Below are 25611 nucleotides of genomic sequence, written 5' to 3'. Positions count from 1 at the left end.
CATCAACACCCTACCTTCCTGCTAAGGTATAGGCTTTCTCTAAGCGGTCTTCCTCAGTCGTCAACGGCAGCTTCATTGCCTGTTTCAGATATGCCGTCATAAAGCTGACACAGGTTCTCGATTTGGAGAGCCGACCGCCATACATGATCCGACCCTCCCAATCTGGATTCGATCGCGACCAGTCAATCTTCCGAAACACTTTCAAATGGCGTTCCCAGTCATCAGGATAAATCGATAGCAAAATCGCACCTGCACTACCGATCCCCGCCAAAGTGACCGCATGACTGTGAACATATTCCCGCCGAATCTCACCAGGGCTAACCTTTTTGTCAAACACCTGTTGCCAGTCGAGGATGTTCTCGCTGACCGCCCTCCAAAAGTTCACCCCAATTTCAATCTGTTTCTCCAGTTCTGCATCTCGGTGATTAACCAAAAGTGCGTGAGTTGCACCGTAGATGCTGCTGAGGGTGAAAAGCTTACTCGAACGAACCGGAAGATTACTGCGCTCCATGTCTGTGAGTTTGTCGAAAATCTTGACTTCTTTGACGACTGATTTGGAAAGAATAGATTTGCGATCGCGGCTGTCATAAAGAATATTGAGCGAGGGATCAGGATGAACCGCGTACCGATTCAAATCAGTGAACATCTGCTGCGATCTCTTCAGCCCAATGTCTAAGAAAAAGACAACTGCGATCGTCTCATCTCCAAGGTCAGGATTCTCTTTCAATGCCTGCTCAAATGCGGCACGGCGATGCTGTCCGTCATTAATGACAAACCGAGCATCCATCGGAACTTTTAGATTGCCAATGTCTTCCGAACCAACGGCTTCAAAGGCGATATCGGCATTGATCGAAACAGTGATGGCTGAGAACACGTAGCCCGTTGGATTATCTACAACGTAACGAGCAATTTCAGGCACACGGCTTCGGTTAAGAATCCGTTGCGCCCTCATTTCGGGCGGAATTTCTTCGTCATCGAACGAAAACAGCTTTGGGATCAAGCGCACCGGACACATCGAAACGTAATACTCACGCCCCGCTTGGATGCCTCGAATGGCTGGAAAAGTGTACTCAAATGGGAGAGCCATAGAACAGGTCTGAGACTTTCCCATGTAATGTATCACTAAATCGACATACAGTATGTAAAAAATCGCATACAGTTAACGTTTTGTTTAGTATTAGCTACCTGCGCCGTGAAGTAAGAGCTTAATAGGCGGTCTTGAAGCCAGTGACAGAGATAATATCGTTTGCTAAATCTCTTGCCATGATTGGAATAAGGCGCTTCATGTTGGACTCGAACACCTCGCCTGCCCAGATTTGCTTGAGGCGGTTTCTAGCAGCCTCATTAACGTAAACGGTCTTGTCAGGCATGATCAGCAACATCGCGACATCTCCTGAATTTTCGGTAACGACAAAGACAAATTCATCTTGATCGGTTTGCAACCCTTCGTACCAGTAGTCAATGTGTTCTTCTAATTCGTGTTCGTAGATAGCATACGCCATCTTGCCGCCTTGTAATAAGGCTTTCTTAAGTTTGGTTACGATCTGTTGCTTCGTCATTTGAGTTCTATATTGAACTTGACCCTAACAAAGTCTCTCATGTCTTAATGGCTGGAAGATTTGGGGTACGATCGCTGATAATCCACGGTGAAGGAGAGCAGTATGGTCGAAATCACGATCGAGGAAATGTCTGAAGATCTCCCAATGTATTTACGCCGAGTGGAGGCAGGTGAAAGTTTTGTTGTGGTTGCGGCAGGAAAAGCGATCGCAGAAATAAAACCAATTCATCGCTCTGATTTATCCGATGCCTTTAAGCAATTGCGCCGGATTTGTCAGGAGGAAGACTATGCCCTAGAGATTCCTCCCCGCAACGATCGCTCAAACAGTTTTGTCGATGATCTAGCATGAGTTTTTTATGTGATACCAACATCATCAGTGAGTTGAGCCGTCCTCAACCAAACGCGGGCGTTACGCGATGGGCAGATGCACAGGCTGACATTACGATTAGTGTAGTGACTCTGGAAGAAATTATTTTTGGATTGACTGCTAAACCGAATGCTCGGATTGAGAGGTGGTTTGAGCAATTTCTGAAGGACTTCTGTAATGTGTTGCAAATTACACCTGAGATTGCGAGACGAGCAGGTGAACTGAGAGGGAGGCTACGGTTACAGGGAAAGCCGAGATCGCAGGCTGATATACTAATCGCAGCAACGGCTGAGGCTCATAATCTAACTCTTGTAACTCGCAATGCCAAAGATTTTGAAGACTGTGGCATCGCTCTATTGAACTCATTTAATTAAGTTGTGGCTATGTTGGGTTTCTCTATGATTTGAGGTATAAAAACGATCTCTAAAGTTTCCAGAAATTTCGTTTTTTCTCTGTAGAACTAGAGGTAAATGTTAAAATCTGTCAAAAATGCCACAAGGAAGATTTCATAGAGAGCTACCTTCAAGATGGCGAACGTCTGGGGAGTGGTTTGCTCTGGGGCAGCAGCAGTTTCAGCGTGGTGCTTACCCAGCAGCCTTAAAGTCATTCGACTACGCGATTGCACTTCAACCGAATATCGCTGATATTTGGAAACGTAGAGCAGAAACTTTAAAGAAGCTCAAGCGCTACCAAGAAGCAAAAGCTGCCTATAGTAAGGTAACTTTTTTGTCTTATTCTCCTGACATTGCGGATCAAAATGCCAAACGATGGTTTGAACAGGCGAATCATTACTTGAGTGCAGGTGAGTTGAAAGCAGCACTTGAATGTTATGACCGTGTTATCAACCTTCAGCCAAACTTACAAGCTGCTTGGTTCAATCAAGGATCAGTGCTGCATGACCTAGGAAGATACCAGGATGCGCTTGCACACGTTGATCGCGCTCTCGAAATTGATTCAACACTAGCTCACGTTTGGTTCGGTCATGGTGTTTTGCTGGGTCGTTTAAAGCACTATAGCGCAGCCCTGGAAAGTTATAATCGAGCCATTCAAATTCAACCCTATAGCTATGAGGCTTGGGTGAACTCTGGAGAGGTGCTTATGGAATTGGAGCGCTATGAAGAGGCAGTTGCAGCCTGTAATCGCGCACTCAAACTTCAACTATCACCGAATGCATTTTATATACGAGGCGAGACGCGGAGGAGGTTAGGACAATGCGAATCTGCGATCGCAGACTTTGATAGCGCCTTAAATATTCACCCAGCTTTCTACAATGCTTGGCATGGTCGAGGACTTGCACTAGATAAATTAGAAGAATATGAAACAGCAATTGATAATTACGAGAAAGCACTTTCGTTTGAACAGAACGATAGTGCCTTTTGGCATAACTGTGGGATTGCCTTGGCTAAGTTAAAACGGTACCAAGAGGCGATTAATCACTACGATCGTGCCCTTGCTCTAGAGTCCATAAACATTAGAACTTGGATTGAACGAGCCATTGTGTTGGAGAAGTTGAATCGATATAAGGAAGCAGCCGAGGACTATAACCAATATCTTGAGTCCCAGCCCAACAACTACGAAGTTTTATCAGCTCGTGGATCTGCCCTCAACAATTTAGAGAAGTATGAACCTGCTCTTGAATCTGCAAATCGAGCTATTGAGATTGAGCCTAAAGCTAGTCAAGCATGGTATGTAAGAGGATATGCGTTGTGTGGATTAGGATTTTATGGTGAGGCAATTGATAGTTGCGTTCGAGCCATTGATATCGAGCAGGATAATCATTTGGCTTGGGAGTGCCGAGGTTCTGCTTTAACCGAGTTAGGACGCTACCAAGAAGCAGTCGAAAGTTACGACAAAGCTTTACACTGCAACCCAGACTATGGTTTAGCTTGGGCGGGTCTTGGTCTAACGTTGGAGAAGCTTGGACACTACGAGGACGCGATTGGAAGTTATGATAAAGCTCTGTACCATAAACCGGATCTTCATCAGGTTTGGCACAATCGCGCTAACACGCTTCACAAGCTATTTCGATATGAAGAAGCAGTTTCTAACTGTGACCAAGCCTTGCTCTACAAACCAGATGCTCATATAACTTGGGATGGTCGTGGCAAAGCGGCAGAAGATTCAGATGGGCGAGGAAAAAGTCCGTTTGCGTTTTCTCTACCACCTGAAATGTACAACCCAGAACTAGAAAAACGTGGGCATGAAGGACGCCTTGCCAGTATTCGGCAGGGTTTTAAGTATATTGAACGAGGAACCGAAGGGTGGGGACTCTTGCACTCCTACCTTGGCGATGCCTATCGCGATCGAGCGCGAAGAATTGAATTGCCTTATCGCTTTTGGAGAAAGGCATCAAGCAGCTATAAAACTGCCCTGAAAACCCTCACACCAGATCGTTTTTCAGAAAGTCATTTGGACGTTTTGAAAAATTTGATTGGAGTGCTATTTGCACTTAACGAGATTGACGAAGCGCAAACATTGCAACGCGATGGTAGTGATTTACTTCGGCGTTTATTGTCTGACCCGTCTTGTTCCCCTAAGCAACAAAGATCATTACTCTCCAAACAGTCTAGCTTCAATCAAATCAGTGTAGATCTTGCAGTGCAAGCAGGAGATTCAGCAGCAGCCCTTCAACTTGCAGAACACGGAAAAAATACCTGTTTGCGCTGGATGCTAGAAATTGGCGAACCGCCAGAAATCACTTACACGGATGTTCAGGAGTGGCTTCCGTCTACGACTGCCCTGGTTTATTGGAATCTCAGCCCGAATGCACTCACTACATTTGTGATTTTGCCAGGTCACGATCGCCCCCTATTAATTCCTGCTCCGGTCTTGCTCCCCACGGATTACATCTCTAAACCCCAAACTGATCACACAGACGAACGCCCTGCTACGGTCAAACAATTGTTGGCATGGGAAACGTGGCTTGACGAATGGAATCAAGACTATCAAGCCTACAGCAGTGAGAAGAATCCCCAGCACAGCCATTCTTGGCACACTCGCATGAGCGATCGGCTAGATGCCCTACAGCAAATATTGAATATTCCAGCGATTCAAGATTGCCTTCCGCCATCCGTCACTCAACTTGTTCTCGTTCCGCATCGCGATCTCCATCGCTTCCCCATACACGCTTTCTTTCACCTGCCGTCTACCTATCTGCCTAGTATCTATCTCGGACTTAGCACACTATCGAACAATAACAATTGTGATCGACTCCTGCTAATCGAAAATCCCAAAACCGATGCTGTGTCGGGCGGTGGAACCTTCATCGAAATCGAATCCGCTCTGATCCAACGTCTCTTTCCAACTCAATTGATTGAAAGAGATCATGCAACCGTTCAGCAAGTCACTGATGCTCTCAATCAACCTCATCGAATGTTGCACTTCAGCGGTCATGGCGCATATAACAGCTATAACCCTGCCCAATCCTGTCTCTTTCTTGCTGGAAACGATCGACTCACTCTGCAAACCCTCGCCCATCTTGATCTTAGTGCTTATGACCTTATTTGCCTTGCCGCCTGCGAAACAGGTATCACAGGTAGACAGACTATTACAGATGAGTATGTTGGTTTATGCAGCGCTTTCCTCAAAGCTAAAGCAACTCATATCGTTAGCACTTTTTGGCGAGTCGATTCGGCTGCCAGTCTGTACTTCATGGTTGAATTCTATCAAGAGCTTGCTGCTGGACAATCTCCCTATCTTGCTCTCCAACACGCCCAAACTTTCCTTAAATCTGCAACTCGTCAGGACCTGATCACATGGATTGATGCCGCACCATCTGACTTACCTAAAAGTTATCGAATTGCCCTACGCGAGGAATGCGAACTCCTTGCAGAAATTGAAACAGAGCATCCCTATGCTCATCCGTATTATTGGTCAGCCTTCTCAATCGCCGGACTATGAAAGACAAAGACGCAGATCAACAAGTTCTTGATGCCTTCCTCTTCGCCCTTGCCCAGCAAGACGAACCACTTTCCGATGTCGTACAAAGGCAACTTTATGAAATCAGCCAATTCCTTGATCAACAAGTTACCGATTTAGATGATCTTGCGATCTCAACCCCTAATTTAGCTGCACCTTATCGTCAAGCGCATCGACTACTAAGGAGTGAAAGAGGTGTGCCGCCTGCCGAAAAAGATGCAGGCGAAAATTCTGGAGGGAGCGATAATGTAATGCCAGATGACATTCGACCCAAACTGCTCGAAGCCGAAAAACTGTTAGATGCGATTCAACAAAGGCGAGATCAAGCGTATCGTATTCTCAATGCTGATGATCCAGTTCAACAAGCTAAACACACCTTTCAATAACCACGAACTCCTGTGACTCTACTTCGCTATCTTACCGTTGATTTATTTCTCTACGACTTGCATGATACGCTCACTGCAAGCGATGACAAAATGAAAGAAGTTCATCAGAAATTTTGGTGGCGCATTTACGGTGATGAAGCACCTGCAAAACAAATTGTACTTTCCGAAATAGAGAATAGCTTTCCTTCCTATGTCAAACTCCTGAACGATCGCACTGATTGCATTGAGAAGTTTCCCGATTCAGAAGATGGCTATTACTATCCCGTCAAAATTGGAGATACCTATGCAGTACAGATTGACTATTCTGGTAAACCTAATGACCCGGATTGGGAAAATCCCAATATTGCTGAGAGACTTCAGCTTCTCAAGCAAACGGTTCTCCTCAAGACTCGCAATGTTGCGCCTAACCTGGGACAAAATTGGTTGATTTCGGCTCAACTTACTGATTCGGAGGAAGCTAAAAGCGTAGCTGAAAAATGCTACCAGTCCTGGAGCAGTCATGCTAACTGGGAACAAGACTACAAAGGATCAGGCACATTCAAAGGCGCAAGCTTCTTTGAACTTGTGCGGCAAGACACTACAGCCGACGGTAACAATCACAATGAGTATCTTCTCATTTGTTTGTTTCCCGAAACCTACAAAAAGGATGAAATGAATCGTATGGTCGCGCAACTCTACCGTGACCTCATTGAGCTATTTCTCAGCCGAAACAAAGTACTTTGGCTTTACGAGCAAAGCCGTTTATTCAAGCCAACTCTCAAACGAATGAACCACGAGGTTCAACAGATGCAAAGTGAGCTTAAGCATCAAATTATCAGTGCCTCAATTAATCTTCACCACTTGCAAAAGACTCTAGCTGAAGTCTTGTCTATTTCCAACGATTACGAGTCCTTCTTGAGCATCTTGCAAACACAAATGACTGCGATCGAAAGCAATATCCGATTTTATAAAAAACGAGTCGAAAGCCTCAGAAATCGGGATACTCAAGCAGATCTAGAATTTCTCTACCGCTTCAGTACCTACGCTACAGAGAACTACCTTACCCAAATCAAAGCAGATAGTACTGCTTTTAATGCTGGGTTAAAGCCAATCGGAACATTCATTAAAACTATTCAAGGTATCACCGAAATCGAAAAAGCTAAAAACGATCGTAGATTTAATTCAACTGTTCAAATCGCTACAGTTGGAGTGAGTACTGCATCACTTGCCGCTTCAACTCTAAGCAACCAAGCAGATACGATAGTCAAAACAGTTTTTCCAGTTGCCAAAGATCAACCCATACCACTACACAACGCTTGGTTAAATTTTTTAGTCCCCTTTTTGTTAAGCGCGGCGATTGGAGCGTTATGTGCAAGGATATGGGCTTGGTACATCCATAGAAACTGGCATCACTAACTCTTCTTGTCTTGGATGGGGAAACTTTAATTTCACCTTAATTGGCAAGCAGGTTGTGGCACTTGAACAAATGCATTTGACTACAGTTAACTATTTTTTTAACAGCTTCTCTGCCAGCGCCCTGCTAATGAATCGATCTGAACCAAGATGATCATGATCGAGACAGGTGAGCCGCAGGTTAACTGGATTCATCGAACCCTCCTGATGCCTCGATGTCACCGTAAGTTCAGAATTTTCGATCGTTTTGTCGCATCCACTCTCGTATTCACATTTCTGATGTAGAGATAGGAGGCGAACTGTCCAGAAAGGATGAGGAACACTTATCCTTCCTAATCTTGGATGTTGGACGGTGGGTGGTTTTGCTCCTACGTCGTAGATTGATAAGCGATCGCTCTTGTAAGCATTACACCAACCGCAGGCAAGACGTAAATTGCTCGAATCATCGTCTCCTCCCCCCGAAAAAGGAAAGACGTGATCAATCTCTATCTGGAAATCTCGCTTATTGATGCCACGGGGTTTTAGGTAGTCGATAAATTGAGGCTGCGGTATCTCCTCAGAAGTTATGCGCCCCAGAAATTTGTCGATCGCCCATTGAGAAAACTTGTAGCCACAGATCCAACAGCGAGGCTCAGGTCCATAGATGTCCCATAAAGCATCCTTAATGCTGGAGTCAAAAGCAACGCGATCTCGAACTTGCCTTCTCTCAATCTCTTTGTACACTAATCGAGCGATCTGCTTAACCAACTCACCTTGTTTACTGACCTCAACATTAGTAAACAGGGACGGCACTTCAAGCTTTACTGCATGAACAACATGAGCATAGCTTGGGTAGCTCCCTACAAACCGCTCTGGATCACAAATTGATTCCAGAAACCATTGAGTCCATAGCGTATTGATGTCTGCCCGTAAAACAGTATCCTGTTTGCCCGTAACGAAATCAGGAACTAGAAGCCCAGCGATTGTGCTGAGATTTGCCATTTGCCAGCTAGTTTCTAACCTGGCGGAAGTTGCTTCTAAGAATGAGTAAATTCTGTCAAAGTTCATGGACACAGGCTAGTCTTTCATCTCTAGGCGATATAAATCCACTTTTGGCAGTCGTTCTGGGTCTTTACGATACTCCGACCACAATTTTGCCCACTGCTTTCTTCTAGCAGGAGCGTCTTTTCTAACTCCTTCAAGATTCCAGCCTCGGTTGAAATAACTTGTGTTCACTCCATCCAACCAATCATCCACTAATTGAGGCATAGCCTGTACACTACCAATTCCCAGACGGCGTTCGCAGAGATACTGAAAAAAGTCCGCCGCCAAAATTGTCAGCGAAACCTTGTTAAAAATATTCGATGTTCTAGGTGATCCCCAATAGTTATTAGCACCGTCATCATTGACATCTGCTAACTTATCCCGAACGGCTGACCAGAACGCAGCAAAAGCGTCTCGCCACGGTCCTTCAAATTGGTTCCAGTAATCAAAAGGCGAGGAGAAGCCCTTTGATTCCCAATCTGCAACAATTTCAGACCGGGCTAAGAGTGTGCGCCGCCATTTGTCCGCATAATCGTTCTTCTCTCCAAACAGCCGCCCACCTTTCAACTCTTGAAAGATTCGGACAAGTGAAAGAAGGACATTCCATTGGAGTAAATCTTTGTTTTCAGAAGTCAGCCCCCGCTCGACACGCTGGTAAAAGGGACTATGCGGATTTCTCGTGAAGTATGCTACGGCTCTTGACTCTTCAAGCTGGATACCAGCTTTCTCTAAACGCTCGGAAACTCTGGTCAATTCCTCATTTGACAAGCTTGTGGAGACGATCGTGCCTAGCAGTGCCTTACCAATGGGTGTCGCTTTTTGATTAACCACCACGAATTGAAAAACGTGTTCCGCTGGATCATCAGTCACTAAAAGCGAGACTGGCAGCCGTCTGGCGATTTTTGCCTCGATCTCGCTCTGTGCTGAGTCTGGATCGGCTCCGTCAAGAATTGCCTGTTCAATTTCACGACTGTAAGGCGGCTTGCTGGAGAGAGATTTAGCAGATTCAACTGCCCCTCTGAGTCTATGCTGACCATCAACCACCACGATCGGGCGAAGAAAAGAGATCATGGCATCCTTTGAATACCCAATAAATTCGTCCTTATTGAAGGAACTTCCCAATTCTTCTAGCACCTTGACTCTGGCGGCAACCTCTTCCCAAAAGTCAAAGATGTGTGACTCGTCGGAGAAAACGGCTCCTGTTGATTCTTCTGAATCTGGAACGTCTTCTGATGATTCGCTGTTATCTGCCTCTTCATCGATCGTATCTGAGTCCGTGGTAGCGTCCAACGCAGATAATTCTGTAGATGCGCGACGCTTCAGATCAACCAAAAGCTTATCAGACGGCTGTTGGCTGGCAAGGCTATACACCCTACGTTCAAGATCAGTCTTGACTCTTCTGAGCAGGTCAAGTAGACTCATCTCTTCCAATGGCTCAGATTGAATAATCAGAACCCCTGTTTCAGCAAAGGGTGAATGCTCGACACCTGCATCTGGCTCGAATCGAACAATACCCTGGTTCGTTTGGCGTGTCGCACAGAGCAAAGGATTTTGAATGATATTGCTATCGTTACTGTAGAAATCTCCAAGCTCCTTAATGCGCTTTTTGTCTTCCTCGCGCTGGAAGCCAGTTGTCTCTGTTGTCTCTTTAGAACCAGAGCCAATTTCTTTTTTCTGGGGAATGCCTGCCCAGTCGTCAATTTCAGTTGCTGGGGCAGCGAAAAGAATTAGCCAACCCCCTGCGTCTGTTTGCCGAATGCGAACTGCCCTGTAAGAAACCAATGCTAACGTTGTCATTTCTGATACTTTCGAGTCGTGAGAAGTTTATTACACCACAAATATGAATTTTAGCGGCTAGAGTCTTGCCAGTGCGGATTCTGGTTGATCGCATTCCTCAATAATTTTGCATAAGTCCTAAGAAACTCCTCCACATAATAGGGCTTCGAGTTCAGCTTCTCGGCAAGATAATCATACCCGCCGCTAGAATACTCGTTCATTCTTTCCATCCCTACATCAGTTAAGTTGGTTGGACTCGTAGGATCAACTAACTCAACAAAAAGTTTGCGAACTTCATCTTTCTCAGTGACCACAACGCCTAGCCGAGAAAGTTCAGTTCTGATCAACAAACCAATGATGAGTCTCTGATAAGGTTTGTAATCTTTTACAAAATTATCTACGAAGTCTGTAAAATCAGGACAGCGTTTTGCAGGTTCGCTTTTTCGCCCCGTTGCCAGCCCTATCATCAGGCAGAAATAGTAGAGATCAAATTTGGTCTGAATTGGTTTTTGACCTCGGATGTTGAAGAACCAGTTCTCTGCATCTTGCCGCATTCTGAAAGCTTTGAATCCCATAATATCTTCTATCCCTCTACCTCTTCCAAGTCAAACTGGTCAAAATAGTCTTTGCCCTCGATGAGTACAGCGTTTGGAGTCTTTGTAACTCCTGACTTAGGCAACGATCGCACCAGCCCTTCCGTCCCTGCTGTATGTCTGAACAGCGTTAAGAACTTTGCCGTTTTCCCTGAGCTTGAGTGAATCACATCTGTAAATCCTGCCCGTTCTGAGGAGATTGTGAAAGCGACAAACTGCTTACACAGATAGGGAATCAACTTAGCAATCTCCCGACGCACTTCTATCGAGAGCGGGTTAGCCGGACTATCAACAATCAGTGGAAACTGGTGCTGTCCTCGACTCAGCAGGGTGGTCAGAAAGGTGTAGCCGACCGAAAGCGTTTGCCCAACACTAGCCCCATCTTGATTGCGGAGCTTTAGAGAACGATCAATTTTCTCAATCCGAATCGGATCTCGCGATAAAACCTTCTCTAGTCGCTGGTTACATTCTTCAGCGATCGCGGTCTTTAGATTCGATCTCGCCTTTTTCAAAGCAGCTTCAACAATGGTTTGCAAAACTTCAGTTTTGGCACGGAGTTCTAACGTTCCGGTGATCTCTGCTAAATCTTGCTCTGCTTCCTTCAGCAATTTCCTCAGTGACGCTAGACAGGATGTTTTCTCATCATCGTCATAGTTTGAACTCCGATCGATGTCCTTGAGCAAGTTCTCTAACTGCTGTTTACGAGCAATTTTCTGATCTCGACCCTGGGTCCAAGCTTTTAGCTCATCATCCCCTTGATCGATCAATTCCTGTTCTAGTACTCTGACTGCCGTAGCAGCCAGTTTACTGGTTTCAACATCGCAACCCAACTGCTCTAGTTTTTGAGTGAGATCTGCGGTTGTTTCGTTATCTTTCTGCTTTATCTGCACATCGATATCTTGTTTAAGTGCATTCAAAATACCTGATGTGTCTTCACCGAGATAAAGCTCGCTCCGTTTGCCAATAGCTTCACGCGAATGACTATCCAAAGGACGACCGCAAATACATTCTGCCTCCTCCAACAATTCGCTAAAGAACTGCTTAGATGTGTTAGCGGGTAGGCGCAGGCGATCTAACTGATCCTTCAGTTCGCTCAACGATCGAGCAAACGCATCATGCAACAAGTGAGGTTGCCGAATCCGAGCCATGACTTCTGCTGCTGAAATCTCAACCTGATTGCGCGATCGCAGTTCCTCCCGCTTCTTTGCCTCGAATTCTTCGCGCAAGCTTTCTTCAGTCCCAATCTGTTCGTTAATTTTTTGCTCTAGCGCCTCCAATTCTGGAGCCAGAATTGCTAACTCTGCGACTGCATCATCTCGATCGTCAGCCACTTGCTTAATTCGATTTCTTAAAGCCTCAACTTTCTTCCGACGTTGGGTTAATCCCTTTTCGCCTTTTGCCGTTTTGTTCTTGGTTGCTGCCTCCCAAGCTTCTTCAGCTTTCTGGCTAATGTCCTCCAGTAAATAGAGTTGAAATAGCGCATCAATTGCCTTGGAAGCCTCAGATTCTTTTGGATCTAAGAGTCTTTCAGCAAGCTCACCATCGAATACAAATAACTGTACGAATCGGTCATTTAGAAACCGTCTGACCTCTAGCGGAGGTTCCCAGCCAAGACGAATCCCGCCGCTCCCGATCGAGGTTGTCCGATATTCTGCTTTCCCCACCTCAAAATTCAGCGTTAACTCAAAGGTTAAAGGCTGCTCGTTAACTTTCAGGCGCAAGATAAACAAGCCTTTTGACTGTAAATCACCGGGACGACGGAAGCTCTTGATCTTGTCTGAACTCCAGGACTGAGCCTCGCCATTCATCGCAGCACGAATCATCGTTAAAGTCGTGGTTTTGCCTGTACCATTGGGCATCTGAATCAAAGCGACTGGCGCAATTCTCTCACCCACCGTTAGATCAATTTCGATATCAGGGCAGCGCAACCCTTTGCTTTCCCAACCTGCTAACTCAATCCTCATCGCTGCCTCCAACGCTGACATTGATGGCATCGCGAACCGTCGCTAGATATTCCCGCTCATCATCTGCGCTCAAATCAGAGGCACTCATTGCATTAAGCCAAGCCACTAAACGATTTGCCACTTTGTCAGGCTGCCCTGTCTCACGAACTGCTTCCTGAATTGCCTTGATCACTTCACCATCCAAATTGGACATTTCTACTCAATCCTCCTGATTTGAGAAAGTTCAGACAGCCAGAGACAGCGATCGTCATCTGCATTAAATTCTGCATCGTCTTCCTCGGTCGATCGCACAAAATCCACCACAGTCGCCCGTTTTTCTGGACTTTGAGGATCAGAACGAAGACACCGACCAATCCGCTGAATCGTTTCAAGCCTTGCTCGTGCCGATGAAAACAGAATGACGTTCTTGAGATTTCTGATATCAATCCCCTGCGAAATGCGATGGCAGGTGATCAAGCAATCGATCTTGCCTTTGGCAAATTCCGTTAGATTTCGTCGATCGTCTTCTGCATAATAGGTTCGGTAGCGATGGGTGTAGGAATCTATGATTTCTAAAATTCCCTCTCCATAAGCCTTATCTTCCACAAACACGATCGTTGATTCGATAATCTGCGGATGAGCCTGCAAAAACTCAGCGAATACCTCTGGTTTCTGTTCTGCTGTCTTGTATACACGAGCCAGTTCCATCCAAAGCTCTTGCTGTGTCATCGGTCTGCCTTCTCGCTTCCGTGCTGCCTGTTTGGAGTAAACCTGTCGAAGTCGAGAACGATCGCTATCCGTCAGCGTGTAAGTCAGCGGAATGTAGTCAAACTCGCACAGAATGCCACGTTCGATTGCGTTCTTCAGTTCAAACTGAAAGAAGACATCCCCAATCTCATCAAAGATAAATGCTGTACCCTCTGGGTCATATTCCCGTATCGGAGTTGCACTCAACCCTAGTCGATAGCCAAAACTCTGATGCTGACCTGCTAATTGCGATCGCAGCAACGGGCTACCCAAACCATGTACTTCATCGTGAATGATAACGAGTCGCTCTCTCGAATCGGCTTCAAGAAGACTAAATAGAGAAGCAAGTTTTTCTCGTGACACAACCAACACAGCCTGCTTCGGATTGAGAGCAAATTCTCCTAACTCGTGATGTTGAGCATAATGCCTTAATACCCGATAAGGTCTAGGACGTTTAACTGCCCAGGATTCAATTTCTTTACGCCACTGGTCAAGTAGGTCTGTTCCATCCGTACTGATCACAATGCCATCAATTCGATTTTGCTCATCCAGCACTGTGAGTGCTTTGATAGCAGTGCGAGTTTTACCTGTACCCGTTGCCATCTCTAGTACACCCTGTCGGATTTCAAGGAATTTTGCGATCGCCTCATCCTGATGCCGCCACTGTTGCTCATTCTTGTTCTGTCCGTAGCGAGCAGGCTTCTCTCGTGCGATCGCCGAACCAAAATTCTCTTGAAGTGCCACAGGTTTTGTCGCTGGAGCTTTACTGCAAATGAGTGCTGCTGACTCATTGGAAAGGGGTAGCACTTTCAACCCAATAGCCTTACCTGACCAGGCTTCCTCAAACTGCTCCTGCTTAACTCGGACTCGTTCTTCGTCTCCCGCAATCCAGCTTCGGTAAACATCGATCGATTCATAGTTTCGTTCATATCCATTCTCTGACTCGTTGGCTGAACCCGTGAATGCCACTTGATCACCCCACGGAAATTGAAAAATTCCAATCTTCTCGTGAAAAATTCCAGGTTGTTCTAGGTGTTCTGGAAAAGCGAACTGAAGAACAAGATGATCATTCGCCACCAGCCAAGCAAACAGCAAAACACTAACTTGCTCATCAGCGATCGTAGAGCCTGCTAAAACTTCTCGCACTAACCGATCAGCCGCAATCTGCCTGAGTTTATTGCGCTCTTCCTCATTCAGTGTCTTTTCCAAAGCTGCACGATCGTTCTCTGAGAGTTCAGGTGAAATCAGTAGATGAATTGTGACTGCTTCTGTTGCAAAGCGCGGCAGCGATTCGAGCCATGCTATTAATGCCTTGCTTGAGAAATATCCAACAGCACGCTTGTACTGAATACAGGATCTTAAACAGGGGGCAAAAAAGTCTCTACCAAGGCTAGAAGTCCCGCTGCGATAGTGACTGGATAGCCTCCGTATCATTTCCTGTCCATCTGGAGATCGCATCCGCCCCTCATTCATAAGACCACGCTTCAGAAAAATCTAGCAGTGATATCAGGATTAACCTGCTGGCAATTTCCATCCAAAATGGAATTTTCATCCCGATATGACAATAAGCCTAAGCTCATGTTTAACAAGTAGGCAAGTGTCCCCAAGGCCAACTTGAGCTTTAACACTGCTTTACATTAGTGTTCCCATCCCGCAGGCAGATTCTCTTGCAGCCAGTGAACTCTACACATCTTGGCTGCAAATCTCTTTGGCAGATGATATTTCTTCAAGTCTTAATCAGCTTCGCTCCACAGCAGGCGCAACCGCTGATTGAACCCGCCACGCTCAACTCGCCGAGTTTCCTGCTCGCTAATCACATCAGATCGCTCAATTTGATAAACTGCCATTAGTGTATCGATGACCTCGTAGAGATCAGCCAATTCCTTGATTAACTCAGCGGGGTTTGCGGTTCCTACGGAGTTGCGCTCTGCACTAAGCGATGCCTCTTGCGCTTCCTCAATCAGTTTCTCATGGAGAGCCTGTTGGAATTCCTTCGCAGACATTTGCGCGATCGCGTATTGCCGACCTGATGCCTCAATGATTTCAGGGATGCGATCGCGCACCAGCTTGTTGTACTCCCTAATCATCAGAATCTCCTGATTTGAGTTAAAATCTCCGCCAAGGCTTTTTGGAACATAAAGGATTCTGTTGCCAGAGTTCTCTGTATGAAATGAGCCAGGTGAGGAAGCTCTTAATACTTTAGTACTGAGTAGGGTGTTTTTGTAAATGGGGTTGTAACTTTGCTACCTCAGCATCTTGGACACTACTGCCTTGTATAATTTCCACCAGACGATCGCTCGGCTGAATCCCAACCTCTTCAGCAAATTGCAAGATCGTTCTCAAATTCACATTGCCATATCGCGCCTCAATCTCATCGACGATCGCATCTTGAATCGTGCGCGGCAAAAATCGTTCTGTGTCGGATTTTGCTGTTTGGGAGGCAGTTGAGCGGTTTGACGATCGCGGAACTCCCAGCAAATTAATTGCAGCTTGTAAGATCTGTGTCACTTCCGGTCGAACATTGGGTAGCCGTTTGAGGAGTTGAGCGATCGCAGCTTCCAAGACCGCCAATAATTCTTGCGCTGACAGCATCGGTAACTGCTCGACCACAGTTTGCGCTTCAGATTGGGTTGCCTCTTCAAGCCCCAAACAAACTCTGAGACTGAGATTGCCTCTGAGGTAAGCCCGAATCGTATCAGGAGGGATACCAGTGCCATCACTCAATTTCTCGATCGCTTCTTCATTAATGCCGCCTTGCCCACTCTCCCAACGGCGAATCGTACTGTGCGTCACGCCAAGTTGAGCGCCAAAAACATATGTGCTGGCATCTCCACGTAAACGTTTGACTAACCGTGCCAATCGCTCTGAGCGATCGTTCTCCTGTAACACCCGACTTCAATCACTGTTATTGAACAATCCAACCCTATCACCGAACTGGGGCGGTTGCTCCGCAGTTTGCGCTTTCAGGAATTAAAACCCATAAATTCTAAAATTTAACACTTCCAGATCTCAACAAATGATACACTTGTCCTAAAGCAATCCCTCGCTTGGAGCCGACTGGAGATTTTGCTCATGTCCTATCCAAAACGGCAATCTTCGACTAACCGGAAGCGAACAACCGAACGGCAAATGATTCTTGCTCGTCGAAGCCGCTCTATCAAAGCCTCATTACTCAAAACGCTCTCGCTTGATCTCGTCACGCTCTACCAAGCTGATCAAGCAAAAGACTCAGCGCATACAACTGCTCGAAATCCATCTCATCCAATGCCGCATCAATCCTCGGATCTTCGTGAGCCTACGAAACTTGACCCAGCCAATCGCTCTATTCCTCCTAATCTTGAAATTCCCGATCGTCTTGCCGAGGAACCGATCGCTCGATCAGATGAAATAGATTTGAGACAGGTTCAGAACACGAACAATCACGATGACAAGGCTATTCCTCGCTCCGCAAGTGAGAAGTCGTTCGCTATCGTCATGGTTCGATGCTTCGCGTTTCTACTCGGCGTTCTGATTCGCTGTGCCCTGATTTTCTACCTCCAGCCGTTTGCCATTGTGCTCTCTGGAGTCGCGATTGCAATCATCGGTATCAGTGTTCTGTTAGTGGTCGTTTTCACTCCTTGGAAGAAGAAACTGCTCTGGAATCTGGGTTGTCTGTTTGGAGGGCTGCTGTTAGCAGTATTGATGCTATGAACCAAAAACACAAACAGAGGGATTTGCGAATTCCTCTGGTGCTGCTGGTATTGAGTGCCACTGTAGCTGCCTCTACTAAACTTGTATGGCAGTTCAATCCGAACCTGTTTTTGATGCCAGCCTTCAAATCTGCCGAGGAACTTCAGTGTGCAGAAGTTGTGACACCTGATGCAGTGTTGAGCCGAGAGCGGATTTTGAAGCTGATGGCGATCGCAGAAGGAGCCACCAAAACGAGAGTCCGAAGTGTTCTGAAAGCACCGTATTGTCGATTAAAGCCAATTACTGTTCGGGCTGGCGTTGCGGCAGAACGGGAGGTTTACCCACTTGAGGCTGATCCGAAGATTTGGGTCATCGTTCTCTATGAAGAGGATAACTATGTCGGTGTCCGAGTCGTTCCGCAAACTCAACAGTGTTCCGGTTCTTTACTTTAGTCATTCAACGTTATGAGCATCATTCAACGATCGTTGGCAGGGTTAATAATCGGGAGCCTCACAGCTTGCCAACTCGCAAAAACTCAGCCCTCATCTTCAAAGGCAATGAGTATTCAGATTTATCAAAAATGGGAACTTCAACGGGGCGATCGTATTAACAATCAAACGATTGTGAGCGCATTGGGTGAGTTAGCGATCGATCTGGACGGGAAACCAATTTATGCCCCAACGAGCGGAGAAGCCAAGCCTGATCAAGCTGGATGCCTCCTGTTTGCTGGCACGGATCTACCAGCCTATCTGTTTCGATTCTGCGGAATCAGCAGTCCAAAACTGGGTATGTTGCGGAAAGGTCAACCAATTGGAACTGCACATCTTCTGGTGTTTTCGACCTTTCTCAAACAGAACAATGGCACTTGGGCATTTGTTGAACCAAGTAAAACCATGCTTGAACAAATTTTGAAGGGCAGTTAAGCACGAGGCTGCTATGGAAGAAGGCTTTTTCATCCAAGTGATTGAAGGACAACACTCACCCTTCGAGTCAATGCTAGAGCGATTTCCTGATGGTTTTCCGGCACTGATGTTGGCAGATCAGATTACAGGCAGAGTCTATCCAGCCCGATTCAAGCGAGACAAGAGTGGCGATATTTTTTGGTTAGTTGATCGCACTCAGTTGCGCCCCGATCAATGGATGATGCTGGATGCGCTGCATGGGCAATGTATCGAGTGTGTGTGGGTGAATTGGGAATTGTACGCGGAACTTACCGGAGAACTCTCGGCTGACGATCGTTCTGACGACGAGGATATGGTTTATCCATTATTTGTGGAAGCTGCTAACATTCCGGTTGTGATGTTTGGGAGCTACTTCGGCATTTCTGAACGGTGGGTTGAGAAAAGCGATCCGCGCATTCAGCGCATTATCGAAGCGCAGACAGTCTTGAGATTTAATTCAAGCAGAAGGTAAAAATCGATTGGAGATAACGAATAGGAAAAGCAACCCTGTAGCGTTCACAAGTGAATTGTGGAATTACGTGAGTGAAGTTAGTTACTCCGAAACCTTCAAGATCCCTCTGCCGATACGTTCCACGAACTCGGATGCTGAACAGCCTGCTGCTTGAGCTGCTTGCTTAAATCCTTCCCAACCTGCTTCTGTCACCAGTACTTCTCGCCGTTTCTTGCGCTCCTCATAGACAGTCGGTCGCCCCTCGTGATAGGTCAGATTCTCACGAGAGTTCGGGTGTTCACCGGGTTTGTACTGGCTTTTTTTCGGCACGGTTGCAACTAAGCATAAAACGACTGTTGATCACTGTTTCTCGCGATCGCAAGAAGCGACTGGACTGATCATAACACTTCAAAAATATTCGGGGTATAGTTGATTTCTATAATAACCGGGGTATAATAAAGAGAAGAAGAAACAACTTCAGCCTTTCTTCTCCAAATGTAAAAGCGGGAGAGCGCCCCAAGTTTCTGACGCTCAGGCACTCTCCCAACTCACCCCTAAAAATTAGGAGTCTTCTAATCATGTCATTTCTTGCTGATTCTGCTCGATCCGAATTAGACACTCAAGCTGCGATCGTAGCCGAGCGTGTCGAGGTGGACTATCACGAAGGCGTAGCCGATTTTGCCTTTGGTAAAATGCCCCGCTACCCCAAAGACCCTAACTATCTCAAAGGTTGGCTTGATGAACTTCAGAAGCGAGTTCACTTTGAAGGCGATCAGGCAGTTTATCCTGAAGCGACCTATTCTTCACCCTGTACCAGCGATCGCAATGCCATCTTTACGAACGTGCTGATCGCTGAGTCTGCTTGGAACGGCTGGAAGGATGATTTCTAACAATTAAACGTCCGGGGGCTGAGTCTTTTCAGCCCTCTTCTAAGCCCCACATAATCGGAGAATCTGACATGGCAAAGGTTGTTCAAGCCATCACCGCAAAAGTTGAAGCGATTCGCTTCGCGAAGCTCCGAAGGATCGGCAAACTCAAAACTGGCAATCATGGAAAGTACCGCTCTGTACTGTTTCTCGATCAAGCCCAACCGCAAGGGAGCGAAGCTGCAAAAATCTGGAAATCGCTTTCTGAGGAAGAAGCAAAGGATTTGATCCAAGGCGCGATTGTTCAACTCGTACCCGCAGGCAAGGATCGAAGCGGTAAGGACAAGCACAACATTGTGCGAATCGATGCAAACCTTTCTCATACGGCTAAACGAGCGATTCATCGTCCAGATCGCGTTCCGGCAACTTGGAGTGATGAGCAGAAGTTAGCGTTATCCGCCCAAATCTGTGATCATGCCGACTTGCTGAGATTCTGCTTAGAAGTCGCTCACGAGAAGTTTGCAGGTCTAGCAGATCAACGAGATTTTCGAGCATTAGCAACCACGTTATACCTGCAAGTTCTACGACAGCAGGCTGACAGCGAGTTGAATTCTTGAATCCACATTCAAAGGAAACCACGGTACTAAACCCAATCAGGAGAACCAAGATGGCACAGCAATCACATACCTATAAGTCTGCCTGCCCTGCAATCGAGATCAATCGGCTATTAACCTACATTGGACAGAATACGGCTGATTCAGAGCGATCGCTAATTCAAACAGATGAAGTTCCAGCAGTTGTCAATTGCCTGATTCAACGCCTGGTCTGGCAGCATCCGCATTTGAATCAAGTGCTGCAAGAAATTTTGGATGACCTTCGATATGGCGTGTGAGAAGTCATGGCAGTGAAAGGAAATCAGAAATTCTTCTCTCCAACCAGCGCATCACCTGATATGACTTGAATCTGAAATCTGAGCAATAATGAGGCATCGGGTTTGGAACTGCCCATGTCTCATGACCAGATCAACGGCGAAGCCATTGTGACTGAGTTGGATATCAGCCATCTGGTCACTGAGGACGGAACTCCCGTGGATAATTTTCAATCGGAGAAACAGCAGCGGCTTCTCGTTGAACCGCTTTACAGTTCTTGGTCGCCCGGACTGCCCTTTATCGCTGCCGCCAACGTGGGCTTATTCTATGCGCTCAAGCAAGACCCGATCGTACCCGATATGATGCTGAGTTTAGGGCTAGAAATGCCGACGGATTGGAGCCAGAAGCAGAGCCGATCATACTTTGTTTGGGAGTTTGGTAAAGCGCCGGAAGTTTGCATCGAAATCGTCTCGAATCGAGAAGGCGACGAGTTAACCCTGAGCCGCAAATCTCAGCAGAAAGGCAAAATTGCAACGAAGAAGGAAATTTATGCTCGGATTGGTGTGCCCTACTACGCAGTGTTTGATTCCTTACAGCAGCTTCAGAAGTCAGACGAGATGAATGGAACATTGCTGCGAGTGTGGGCATTGGTCGAGGGGCAGTATGAAGAGTTGCCGTCACCCGATTGGTTGAGAACAGTTGGGTTGGGGCTGACGCTGTGGGAAGGGGCGTTTGAAGGAGTAACGGGAACCTGGTTGCGGTGGTGCGATCGCAACGGGCAAATCATTCCGACTGGAGCCGAGGGCAGAGAATTGGAGCGCCAACGGGCAGAAGCACAACGACAACGGGGCGGATCGCCTTGCTGAGCAGCTACGAGCAATCGGAGTCAATCCGGATGAAACATAACACACTAAGACTTGTAGCCAATCTACAGTTTTGCGGAAATGTCAACTATAAATTCAGATGAAGGGAAGCAATAGCTTTACATCTATACGAAGATTCTTAGTCATTAGATGAAAAAGCTACATAGATTTACTATGTAAGTGTCTCAGTATAAGGCTAATCAACGTCGTCAGTGGAAATATGCAGTAATTAATATATCCTTAATGAAATATTACTGTATAACGGTTTCAGTTGAATCTATGAATTCCGTACCACCTCCAGACCTCAATCCATCTCCTTCCCCACCCCCCAATCCAGACCCTACTGATCCCATTCAGGCTCTAATTGAGCGAATTCTTGGTCTTGTCACATGGGTTGTCAGACTAATCCGATCGGGTAAATGGTCTACACTACTAATTCTTTTCGCCGTTGCATGGTTCTGTCTAGGACTGCCAGGACAAGAAGGGAAAGCAGGATTGGCTTTTCGCTCGTTGTCTAACTTCCTTCCAGATTATTACGCTATTGTTTTTTGGATAATATTTATTTCCAGCATTTTTCTCGCTTTTCTGATGGAATTTTTTCAGCTTAATAGACCTATACTTAATAACGCTATATCGCGCAGATATGTAATGCTCTTTTTAGGGGTAGTAGTTGCTGCCATTTCCCTGGTTTTTTTAACTACCCGTGTTATTCATCTTTCAGCTAGTTCAAGTACTCTGTACTCTTCAGGTGATGGATTTAGTTGGGGAGAAGAATTCTTAATGCCAGAAAGTCCTGATTGCAAGAACAAAACCAGCGGAAAAGTTGCCTTTGAGGGTGGCGACTATGGTAGTGCTGAGAGATACTATCGCGATTATGCTAGCAGTGAAAGTTGCAGAAATTACCCTGAAGCACGAATCTATTTCAACAATGCCCATGCTATGAAGACGAGTAATCCTATGAGGATTGCTGTTAGTGTCCCAATCACTAGAAAGGATGGCGATAGAGATTCGGCAGAGCTTTTAAGAGGTATTGCCATAGCTCAAGAGCAATGGAATTCAGACGATAAAAATAGACAGCTTTTAGTTGGAATTGTTGATGATGGTCACGGCATGAATGGAGAGGGTGAATGTGGTGAAAGACGAGATGAAGGTGAATGTAAAAAAGCTCTAGAGGTTGCAGAATCTCTAGTCAAAAAGCCTGACCTGTTAGGCATCATTGGGCATTTTAGTAGTGATGCTACCGAAGCCGCAGCACCAGTATATAAGAGAGGAGAGCTAGTTATTATATCTCCCACAAGTACGGCAATCAGAAGTAATTTAGAGTCCTGTAAAGCAGACTCTGATGCGATTTGCCTCAATTCCTATGTCTTTCGTACCGCTCCAAGAGACTCAATTGCAGTTAGAAAGCTAATTAGTGAACTTCCCACAACAATTAGTAAGGTTGCAGTTATTTATGAAAGTGAGAGCAAATATAGCCGACTCTTCAAGAAAGTATTTCAAGAGAGATTCGGAAAAAAGCAGGAAACAGATGCCGTTGTAAATCAGCAATCTGAGGATAATCCTTGTAACTTTTCTAGAAGTCGAGGTTTTGGAAAAGGTGAAGAATGCCTTGCTGAAGCAAAAAACAAACAAGCTAACGCCTTACTTCTAATTCCAAGTACTAAAAATGCTAATAGTGTTGTAGACGACTTTCTTAAACAAAACTCAAGCTCTGCACCTGCGCTCAGATTGTTGGGATCAGACAGTATGTACAAGGAGAGGTTTATTACTGATCCTAATAAGCAGAGAACACAAAATATGTTAGTTGTAGTTCCTTGGTATCGAAATAATGAGCCATGTAGTGATGATTCTGAAAGGCTTGAATGCAAGGCTAAGAAACTTTTTGGCTATTCTGAGATAAGTTGGAGAACTGCAACAGCATATGATGCAACACAAATTCTTCTACAAGGGTTGAAAAAAACTGCTGATGAAAAGTGCAGTGTAAAAGTCTTGGCTCTCAAAATCTTTGACCGAGGCGCTAGTTGTACCCGAAAGGAACTTAACAACGTTCTGATAAACTCCAACGTTGAAGCAGTAGGCGTTCTAGGCAATAGAAAAGTGAAATTTGATGAGGACGGTGATCGCGAGGATGACGGACAACTTGGCGTTGTTGTTGAAGTGCGAGATCGTGAATATAGAAAGTTTCTAGGATAGCGTCTTTATCAGAAAGACTTAAATCTTGGAATCGAATAAATCTTCACTGTTGTACCACAGATCCTTTTGTTGGTCAGCAGATGCCTCCTCTGTAAAAGTTGATGCTAGTTTCAGATCACCTGGGTCGCTCAAAGGCACAGCAGATTGCTCTAAAGTGTCTGGTTCTGTGACTTGATGGACAGCAAGCAGCGAGAGGAGTTGTTGGGAAAACTGCGGCGCGATCGCTCCCTCAGTCGATAAGTTTTGTTCAACGCCGAAAGTTGCTTGCAAGTAAGCAATTTGCTGCCGAAGTTGATGAATGGCATCTTGAGCCATTCGCCTCATTTGTGATTCAGAAAGAGATCGCTTGCCCTGCTCCTGCTGAAGCTGATACGCGATCGGCATCCAATATGCCCGCAGTGCCCACAGCAGCATTTCTTTGTGCGAGTACGATTGATGCCGTTCGTTTTTGAGGCAGTCCAACAAAATTCCATCCGGGCTGTCTGCCGCCACTTGAATTCTGACGCGGTAATCAAACTTCTTGGTAGACATTCAGCCCTCCTCAACGTGCGATCGTGACGCTCCACGAAGCGTTTGCAACTCCTTCCAATCGACTGACTTTACCGCCCAATAGTTTGAATACGCCAAACGCATCCGAAACGCGGCAAGCCAGAACTGGATCAATGGGGGTCGTCAACGATCGATAGATTTGGTCTTGTAAATTCGGTGCCCACGATGGCTCCAAGGCATATTGCGCGAAGAAGTCTTCCAATTGAGCTTTCAGGTAGAGGGATGTGCCACCCGAAATAATCACTTCGTCAAATTCGTAAAGGTCTTGCCCCAAGCTGGACTTGATCCAATCGAAAAGGTCACGGGAGTAACGACTGCATGATTGTGCGATCGCGTCTTGCAGTTGTTCCACCTTGCGCCCGATTTCGGCTTCTGTGACCACCATGCGAGCGATCCGCTCCAACAAAATCGGATTCTGTTGAGCTTGGAAAATATACTCGGTCAATCGTCCCCAATCTTTGGTGTCGAGATTGAGTGAAGCACGATTAGCAATCTCCTCAATCAATTGCTCGAATCCTAATCGAGTCCCATGTCCACTCTGCGGGGTTCCTTGCTTGAACGGCAATAAGGAGGCATCTCGTTGCCCAATCATGGTGACAAGAATATTTCTGTGATTGAAAGACTGAGGCGCATCGTTTCGACGGCTCTGAGCGAGTCCAGCACCTTCAGGCTTCACGTCTAGCACCAACGGAGAAATCGAATAGCGGCGACCTCGGAAATTAAAGCTGACAAGATTCTGACTCAGCAGATCATGAAAGGCTTTGCGATCCTGATATTCCTTGTAGGGCAATAACGCCGCTAGTGCGATCGTAAATTGTTCCGGTAAATTTGCCGTTTCTGCGATCGCGCCAATAATCGCTAACGCCTTGTACGCTGCAAACTCATACTTGCTCAATCCAGTTGGAGGCTTCCCGCGCATTTGTTGTGCTTTCATGCCCAGAACATAAACTTTCCCATTGGCAAGTTCGATAAAGGCATCATTCTCCGGTCTGCCGCCTGCAAGCCCAGTGTCGATCAAATCATTAGGTGAGATTTCGAGAAACTCTGACCCCATTAATAAAAGCTCTGTGTTGCCCTGCGACCAGCATTTCCAAAACACTTTGCTTTGGGAGGTTCCGGTATCGATCGTCAAAATGACATCTGGTAGTGAAGCGGTCATAGATAGTTTCCTTTAGTTAAACGGTTGATTAGATTCAAGCCTTCTAGTTGATCATTTGAAGTTAAACGCTGCTTCTCAGAAGGTAAAGCGGAGGTATCTGCTACCTGTAGAGGGGCGCGATCTCTGAAGTTCCACGACTCCACAAAGGCTGAATCAAGCATTCAAAGGTATTAGGGTGGTGATTGAAGGCAAAAAGTAGGTAATGGAAGATCAAAGAGAAGTACGGCAAGGTCAGATTGAGAGAGGCTGAATCGCTAAAACGATTGCTCTGTCTATTGTCTGAATCATGAACGAAGGGTATGTCAATAGTTTTGTGTCAAAGGTGAAAAGTTAGAGGGGAAATCGGTC

Annotated in this window: 27 protein-coding genes; 14 read left to right on the top strand and 13 right to left on the bottom strand. The window is 46.0% G+C overall.

Annotated features, from left to right (window positions below; genetic code table 11):
- Positions 1 to 10: 10 nt before the first annotated feature.
- Positions 11 to 1087: a DNA sulfur modification protein DndB gene (dndB, locus tag ACKFKH_RS25775; protein WP_446861206.1), complete on the bottom strand. Its 1077-nt coding sequence runs from the start codon at positions 1085 to 1087 to the stop codon at positions 11 to 13.
- Between the two features lie 118 nt (positions 1088 to 1205).
- A complete protein-coding gene (locus ACKFKH_RS25770) occupies positions 1206 to 1559 on the bottom strand; it encodes a hypothetical protein (protein ID WP_446861205.1) in 354 nt (117 codons plus the stop codon).
- A 102-nt stretch (positions 1560 to 1661) separates the two neighbouring features.
- Between ACKFKH_RS25770 and ACKFKH_RS25765 the strand changes: the two genes are divergently transcribed.
- The 5 genes from ACKFKH_RS25765 to ACKFKH_RS25745 all read left to right on the top strand — a co-directional run bounded on the left by ACKFKH_RS25765 (position 1662) and on the right by ACKFKH_RS25745 (position 7624).
- Positions 1662 to 1907, top strand: a complete 246-nt coding sequence (locus tag ACKFKH_RS25765; RefSeq protein WP_446861204.1) for a type II toxin-antitoxin system Phd/YefM family antitoxin — start codon at positions 1662 to 1664, stop codon at positions 1905 to 1907.
- Positions 1904 to 2299, top strand: a complete 396-nt coding sequence (locus ACKFKH_RS25760) for a PIN domain-containing protein (protein ID WP_446861203.1) — start codon at positions 1904 to 1906, stop codon at positions 2297 to 2299. Before ACKFKH_RS25765 ends, ACKFKH_RS25760 begins: the two co-directional genes overlap by 4 nt.
- A 115-nt stretch (positions 2300 to 2414) precedes the next feature.
- On the top strand, positions 2415 to 5825 hold the full coding sequence (locus tag ACKFKH_RS25755; RefSeq protein WP_446861202.1) for a CHAT domain-containing protein: 3411 nt from the start codon (positions 2415 to 2417) through the stop codon (positions 5823 to 5825).
- On the top strand, positions 5822 to 6229 hold the full coding sequence (locus ACKFKH_RS25750; protein ID WP_446861201.1) for a hypothetical protein: 408 nt from the start codon (positions 5822 to 5824) through the stop codon (positions 6227 to 6229). Before ACKFKH_RS25755 ends, ACKFKH_RS25750 begins: the two co-directional genes overlap by 4 nt.
- 12 nt (positions 6230 to 6241) lie before the next feature.
- Complete coding sequence (locus tag ACKFKH_RS25745) at positions 6242 to 7624, top strand: hypothetical protein (protein WP_446861200.1); 1383 nt, start codon at positions 6242 to 6244, stop codon at positions 7622 to 7624.
- A 90-nt stretch (positions 7625 to 7714) separates the two neighbouring features.
- Here ACKFKH_RS25745 and ACKFKH_RS25740 read toward each other — a convergent pair whose 3' ends face one another.
- The 8 genes from ACKFKH_RS25740 to ACKFKH_RS25705 all read right to left on the bottom strand — a co-directional run bounded on the left by ACKFKH_RS25740 (position 7715) and on the right by ACKFKH_RS25705 (position 16592).
- Positions 7715 to 8668, bottom strand: coding sequence for an HNH endonuclease (locus ACKFKH_RS25740; protein ID WP_446861199.1), 954 nt, complete (start codon positions 8666 to 8668; stop codon positions 7715 to 7717).
- Between the two features lie 9 nt (positions 8669 to 8677).
- Entirely contained in the window at positions 8678 to 10441 is a 1764-nt protein-coding gene (locus ACKFKH_RS25735; protein ID WP_446861198.1) for a hypothetical protein, read from the bottom strand.
- A 50-nt stretch (positions 10442 to 10491) separates the two neighbouring features.
- Positions 10492 to 10995, bottom strand: a complete 504-nt coding sequence (locus tag ACKFKH_RS25730) for a hypothetical protein (RefSeq protein WP_446861197.1) — start codon at positions 10993 to 10995, stop codon at positions 10492 to 10494.
- An 8-nt stretch (positions 10996 to 11003) separates the two neighbouring features.
- Positions 11004 to 12977: a hypothetical protein gene (locus ACKFKH_RS25725; protein ID WP_446861196.1), complete on the bottom strand. Its 1974-nt coding sequence runs from the start codon at positions 12975 to 12977 to the stop codon at positions 11004 to 11006.
- Positions 12967 to 13170 (bottom strand): CxC ATPase DNA modification system associated small protein, encoded by a 204-nt coding sequence (locus ACKFKH_RS25720; RefSeq protein ID WP_446861195.1) that lies wholly within the window; start codon positions 13168 to 13170, stop codon positions 12967 to 12969. Before ACKFKH_RS25720 ends, ACKFKH_RS25725 begins: the two co-directional genes overlap by 11 nt.
- 2 nt (positions 13171 to 13172) lie before the next feature.
- Complete coding sequence (locus tag ACKFKH_RS25715) at positions 13173 to 15161, bottom strand: DEAD/DEAH box helicase family protein (protein WP_446861194.1); 1989 nt, start codon at positions 15159 to 15161, stop codon at positions 13173 to 13175.
- Positions 15162 to 15436: 275 nt separating this feature from the next.
- A complete protein-coding gene (locus ACKFKH_RS25710; RefSeq protein WP_446861193.1) occupies positions 15437 to 15790 on the bottom strand; it encodes a hypothetical protein in 354 nt (117 codons plus the stop codon).
- Between the two features lie 112 nt (positions 15791 to 15902).
- Positions 15903 to 16592, bottom strand: a complete 690-nt coding sequence (locus tag ACKFKH_RS25705) for a helix-turn-helix domain-containing protein (RefSeq protein ID WP_446861192.1) — start codon at positions 16590 to 16592, stop codon at positions 15903 to 15905.
- A 183-nt stretch (positions 16593 to 16775) separates the two neighbouring features.
- On the opposite strand from ACKFKH_RS25705, the gene ACKFKH_RS25700 reads away from it, so the two are divergent.
- The 4 genes from ACKFKH_RS25700 (at position 16776) to ACKFKH_RS25685 (ending at position 18785) form a co-directional block, all read left to right on the top strand.
- Complete coding sequence (locus tag ACKFKH_RS25700; RefSeq protein ID WP_446861191.1) at positions 16776 to 17393, top strand: hypothetical protein; 618 nt, start codon at positions 16776 to 16778, stop codon at positions 17391 to 17393.
- Positions 17390 to 17824, top strand: coding sequence for a hypothetical protein (locus ACKFKH_RS25695; RefSeq protein ID WP_446861190.1), 435 nt, complete (start codon positions 17390 to 17392; stop codon positions 17822 to 17824). Before ACKFKH_RS25700 ends, ACKFKH_RS25695 begins: the two co-directional genes overlap by 4 nt.
- A gap of 105 nt (positions 17825 to 17929) precedes the next feature.
- On the top strand, positions 17930 to 18295 hold the full coding sequence (locus tag ACKFKH_RS25690; protein ID WP_446861189.1) for a hypothetical protein: 366 nt from the start codon (positions 17930 to 17932) through the stop codon (positions 18293 to 18295).
- 13 nt (positions 18296 to 18308) lie between these two features.
- Positions 18309 to 18785, top strand: coding sequence for a hypothetical protein (locus tag ACKFKH_RS25685; protein ID WP_446861188.1), 477 nt, complete (start codon positions 18309 to 18311; stop codon positions 18783 to 18785).
- Between the two features lie 81 nt (positions 18786 to 18866).
- On the opposite strand, the gene ACKFKH_RS25680 is transcribed toward ACKFKH_RS25685, so the two are convergent.
- The gene (locus ACKFKH_RS25680; RefSeq protein WP_446861187.1) at positions 18867 to 19094 is read right to left on the bottom strand and encodes a hypothetical protein; all 228 of its coding nucleotides are present in this window, start codon (positions 19092 to 19094) and stop codon (positions 18867 to 18869) included.
- Positions 19095 to 19342: 248 nt separating this feature from the next.
- On the opposite strand from ACKFKH_RS25680, the gene ACKFKH_RS25675 reads away from it, so the two are divergent.
- The 5 genes from ACKFKH_RS25675 (at position 19343) to ACKFKH_RS25655 (ending at position 23555) form a co-directional block, all read left to right on the top strand.
- Positions 19343 to 19654, top strand: coding sequence for a hypothetical protein (locus ACKFKH_RS25675; protein ID WP_446861186.1), 312 nt, complete (start codon positions 19343 to 19345; stop codon positions 19652 to 19654).
- Positions 19655 to 19722: 68 nt separating this feature from the next.
- Positions 19723 to 20247 carry a hypothetical protein gene (locus ACKFKH_RS25670; RefSeq protein WP_446861185.1) on the top strand — a complete coding sequence of 175 codons (525 nt, stop codon included), beginning with the start codon at positions 19723 to 19725 and terminating at the stop codon, positions 20245 to 20247.
- Positions 20248 to 20297: 50 nt separating this feature from the next.
- Positions 20298 to 20522, top strand: coding sequence for a hypothetical protein (locus ACKFKH_RS25665; RefSeq protein WP_446861184.1), 225 nt, complete (start codon positions 20298 to 20300; stop codon positions 20520 to 20522).
- A 114-nt stretch (positions 20523 to 20636) separates the two neighbouring features.
- On the top strand, positions 20637 to 21365 hold the full coding sequence (locus ACKFKH_RS25660; RefSeq protein ID WP_446861183.1) for a Uma2 family endonuclease: 729 nt from the start codon (positions 20637 to 20639) through the stop codon (positions 21363 to 21365).
- Between the two features lie 492 nt (positions 21366 to 21857).
- The gene (locus ACKFKH_RS25655) at positions 21858 to 23555 is read left to right on the top strand and encodes an ABC transporter substrate-binding protein (protein WP_446861182.1); all 1698 of its coding nucleotides are present in this window, start codon (positions 21858 to 21860) and stop codon (positions 23553 to 23555) included.
- An 18-nt stretch (positions 23556 to 23573) separates the two neighbouring features.
- On the opposite strand, the gene ACKFKH_RS25650 is transcribed toward ACKFKH_RS25655, so the two are convergent.
- Positions 23574 to 24086 carry a hypothetical protein gene (locus ACKFKH_RS25650; protein WP_446861181.1) on the bottom strand — a complete coding sequence of 171 codons (513 nt, stop codon included), beginning with the start codon at positions 24084 to 24086 and terminating at the stop codon, positions 23574 to 23576.
- Positions 24087 to 24096: 10 nt separating this feature from the next.
- Entirely contained in the window at positions 24097 to 25263 is a 1167-nt protein-coding gene (locus ACKFKH_RS25645) for a ParM/StbA family protein (protein WP_446861180.1), read from the bottom strand.
- Positions 25264 to 25611 lie beyond the last annotated feature (348 nt).

Source organism: Phormidesmis sp. 146-20 (genome assembly GCF_052939475.1).
This window is presented reverse-complemented; position numbering and strand designations above follow the sequence as displayed.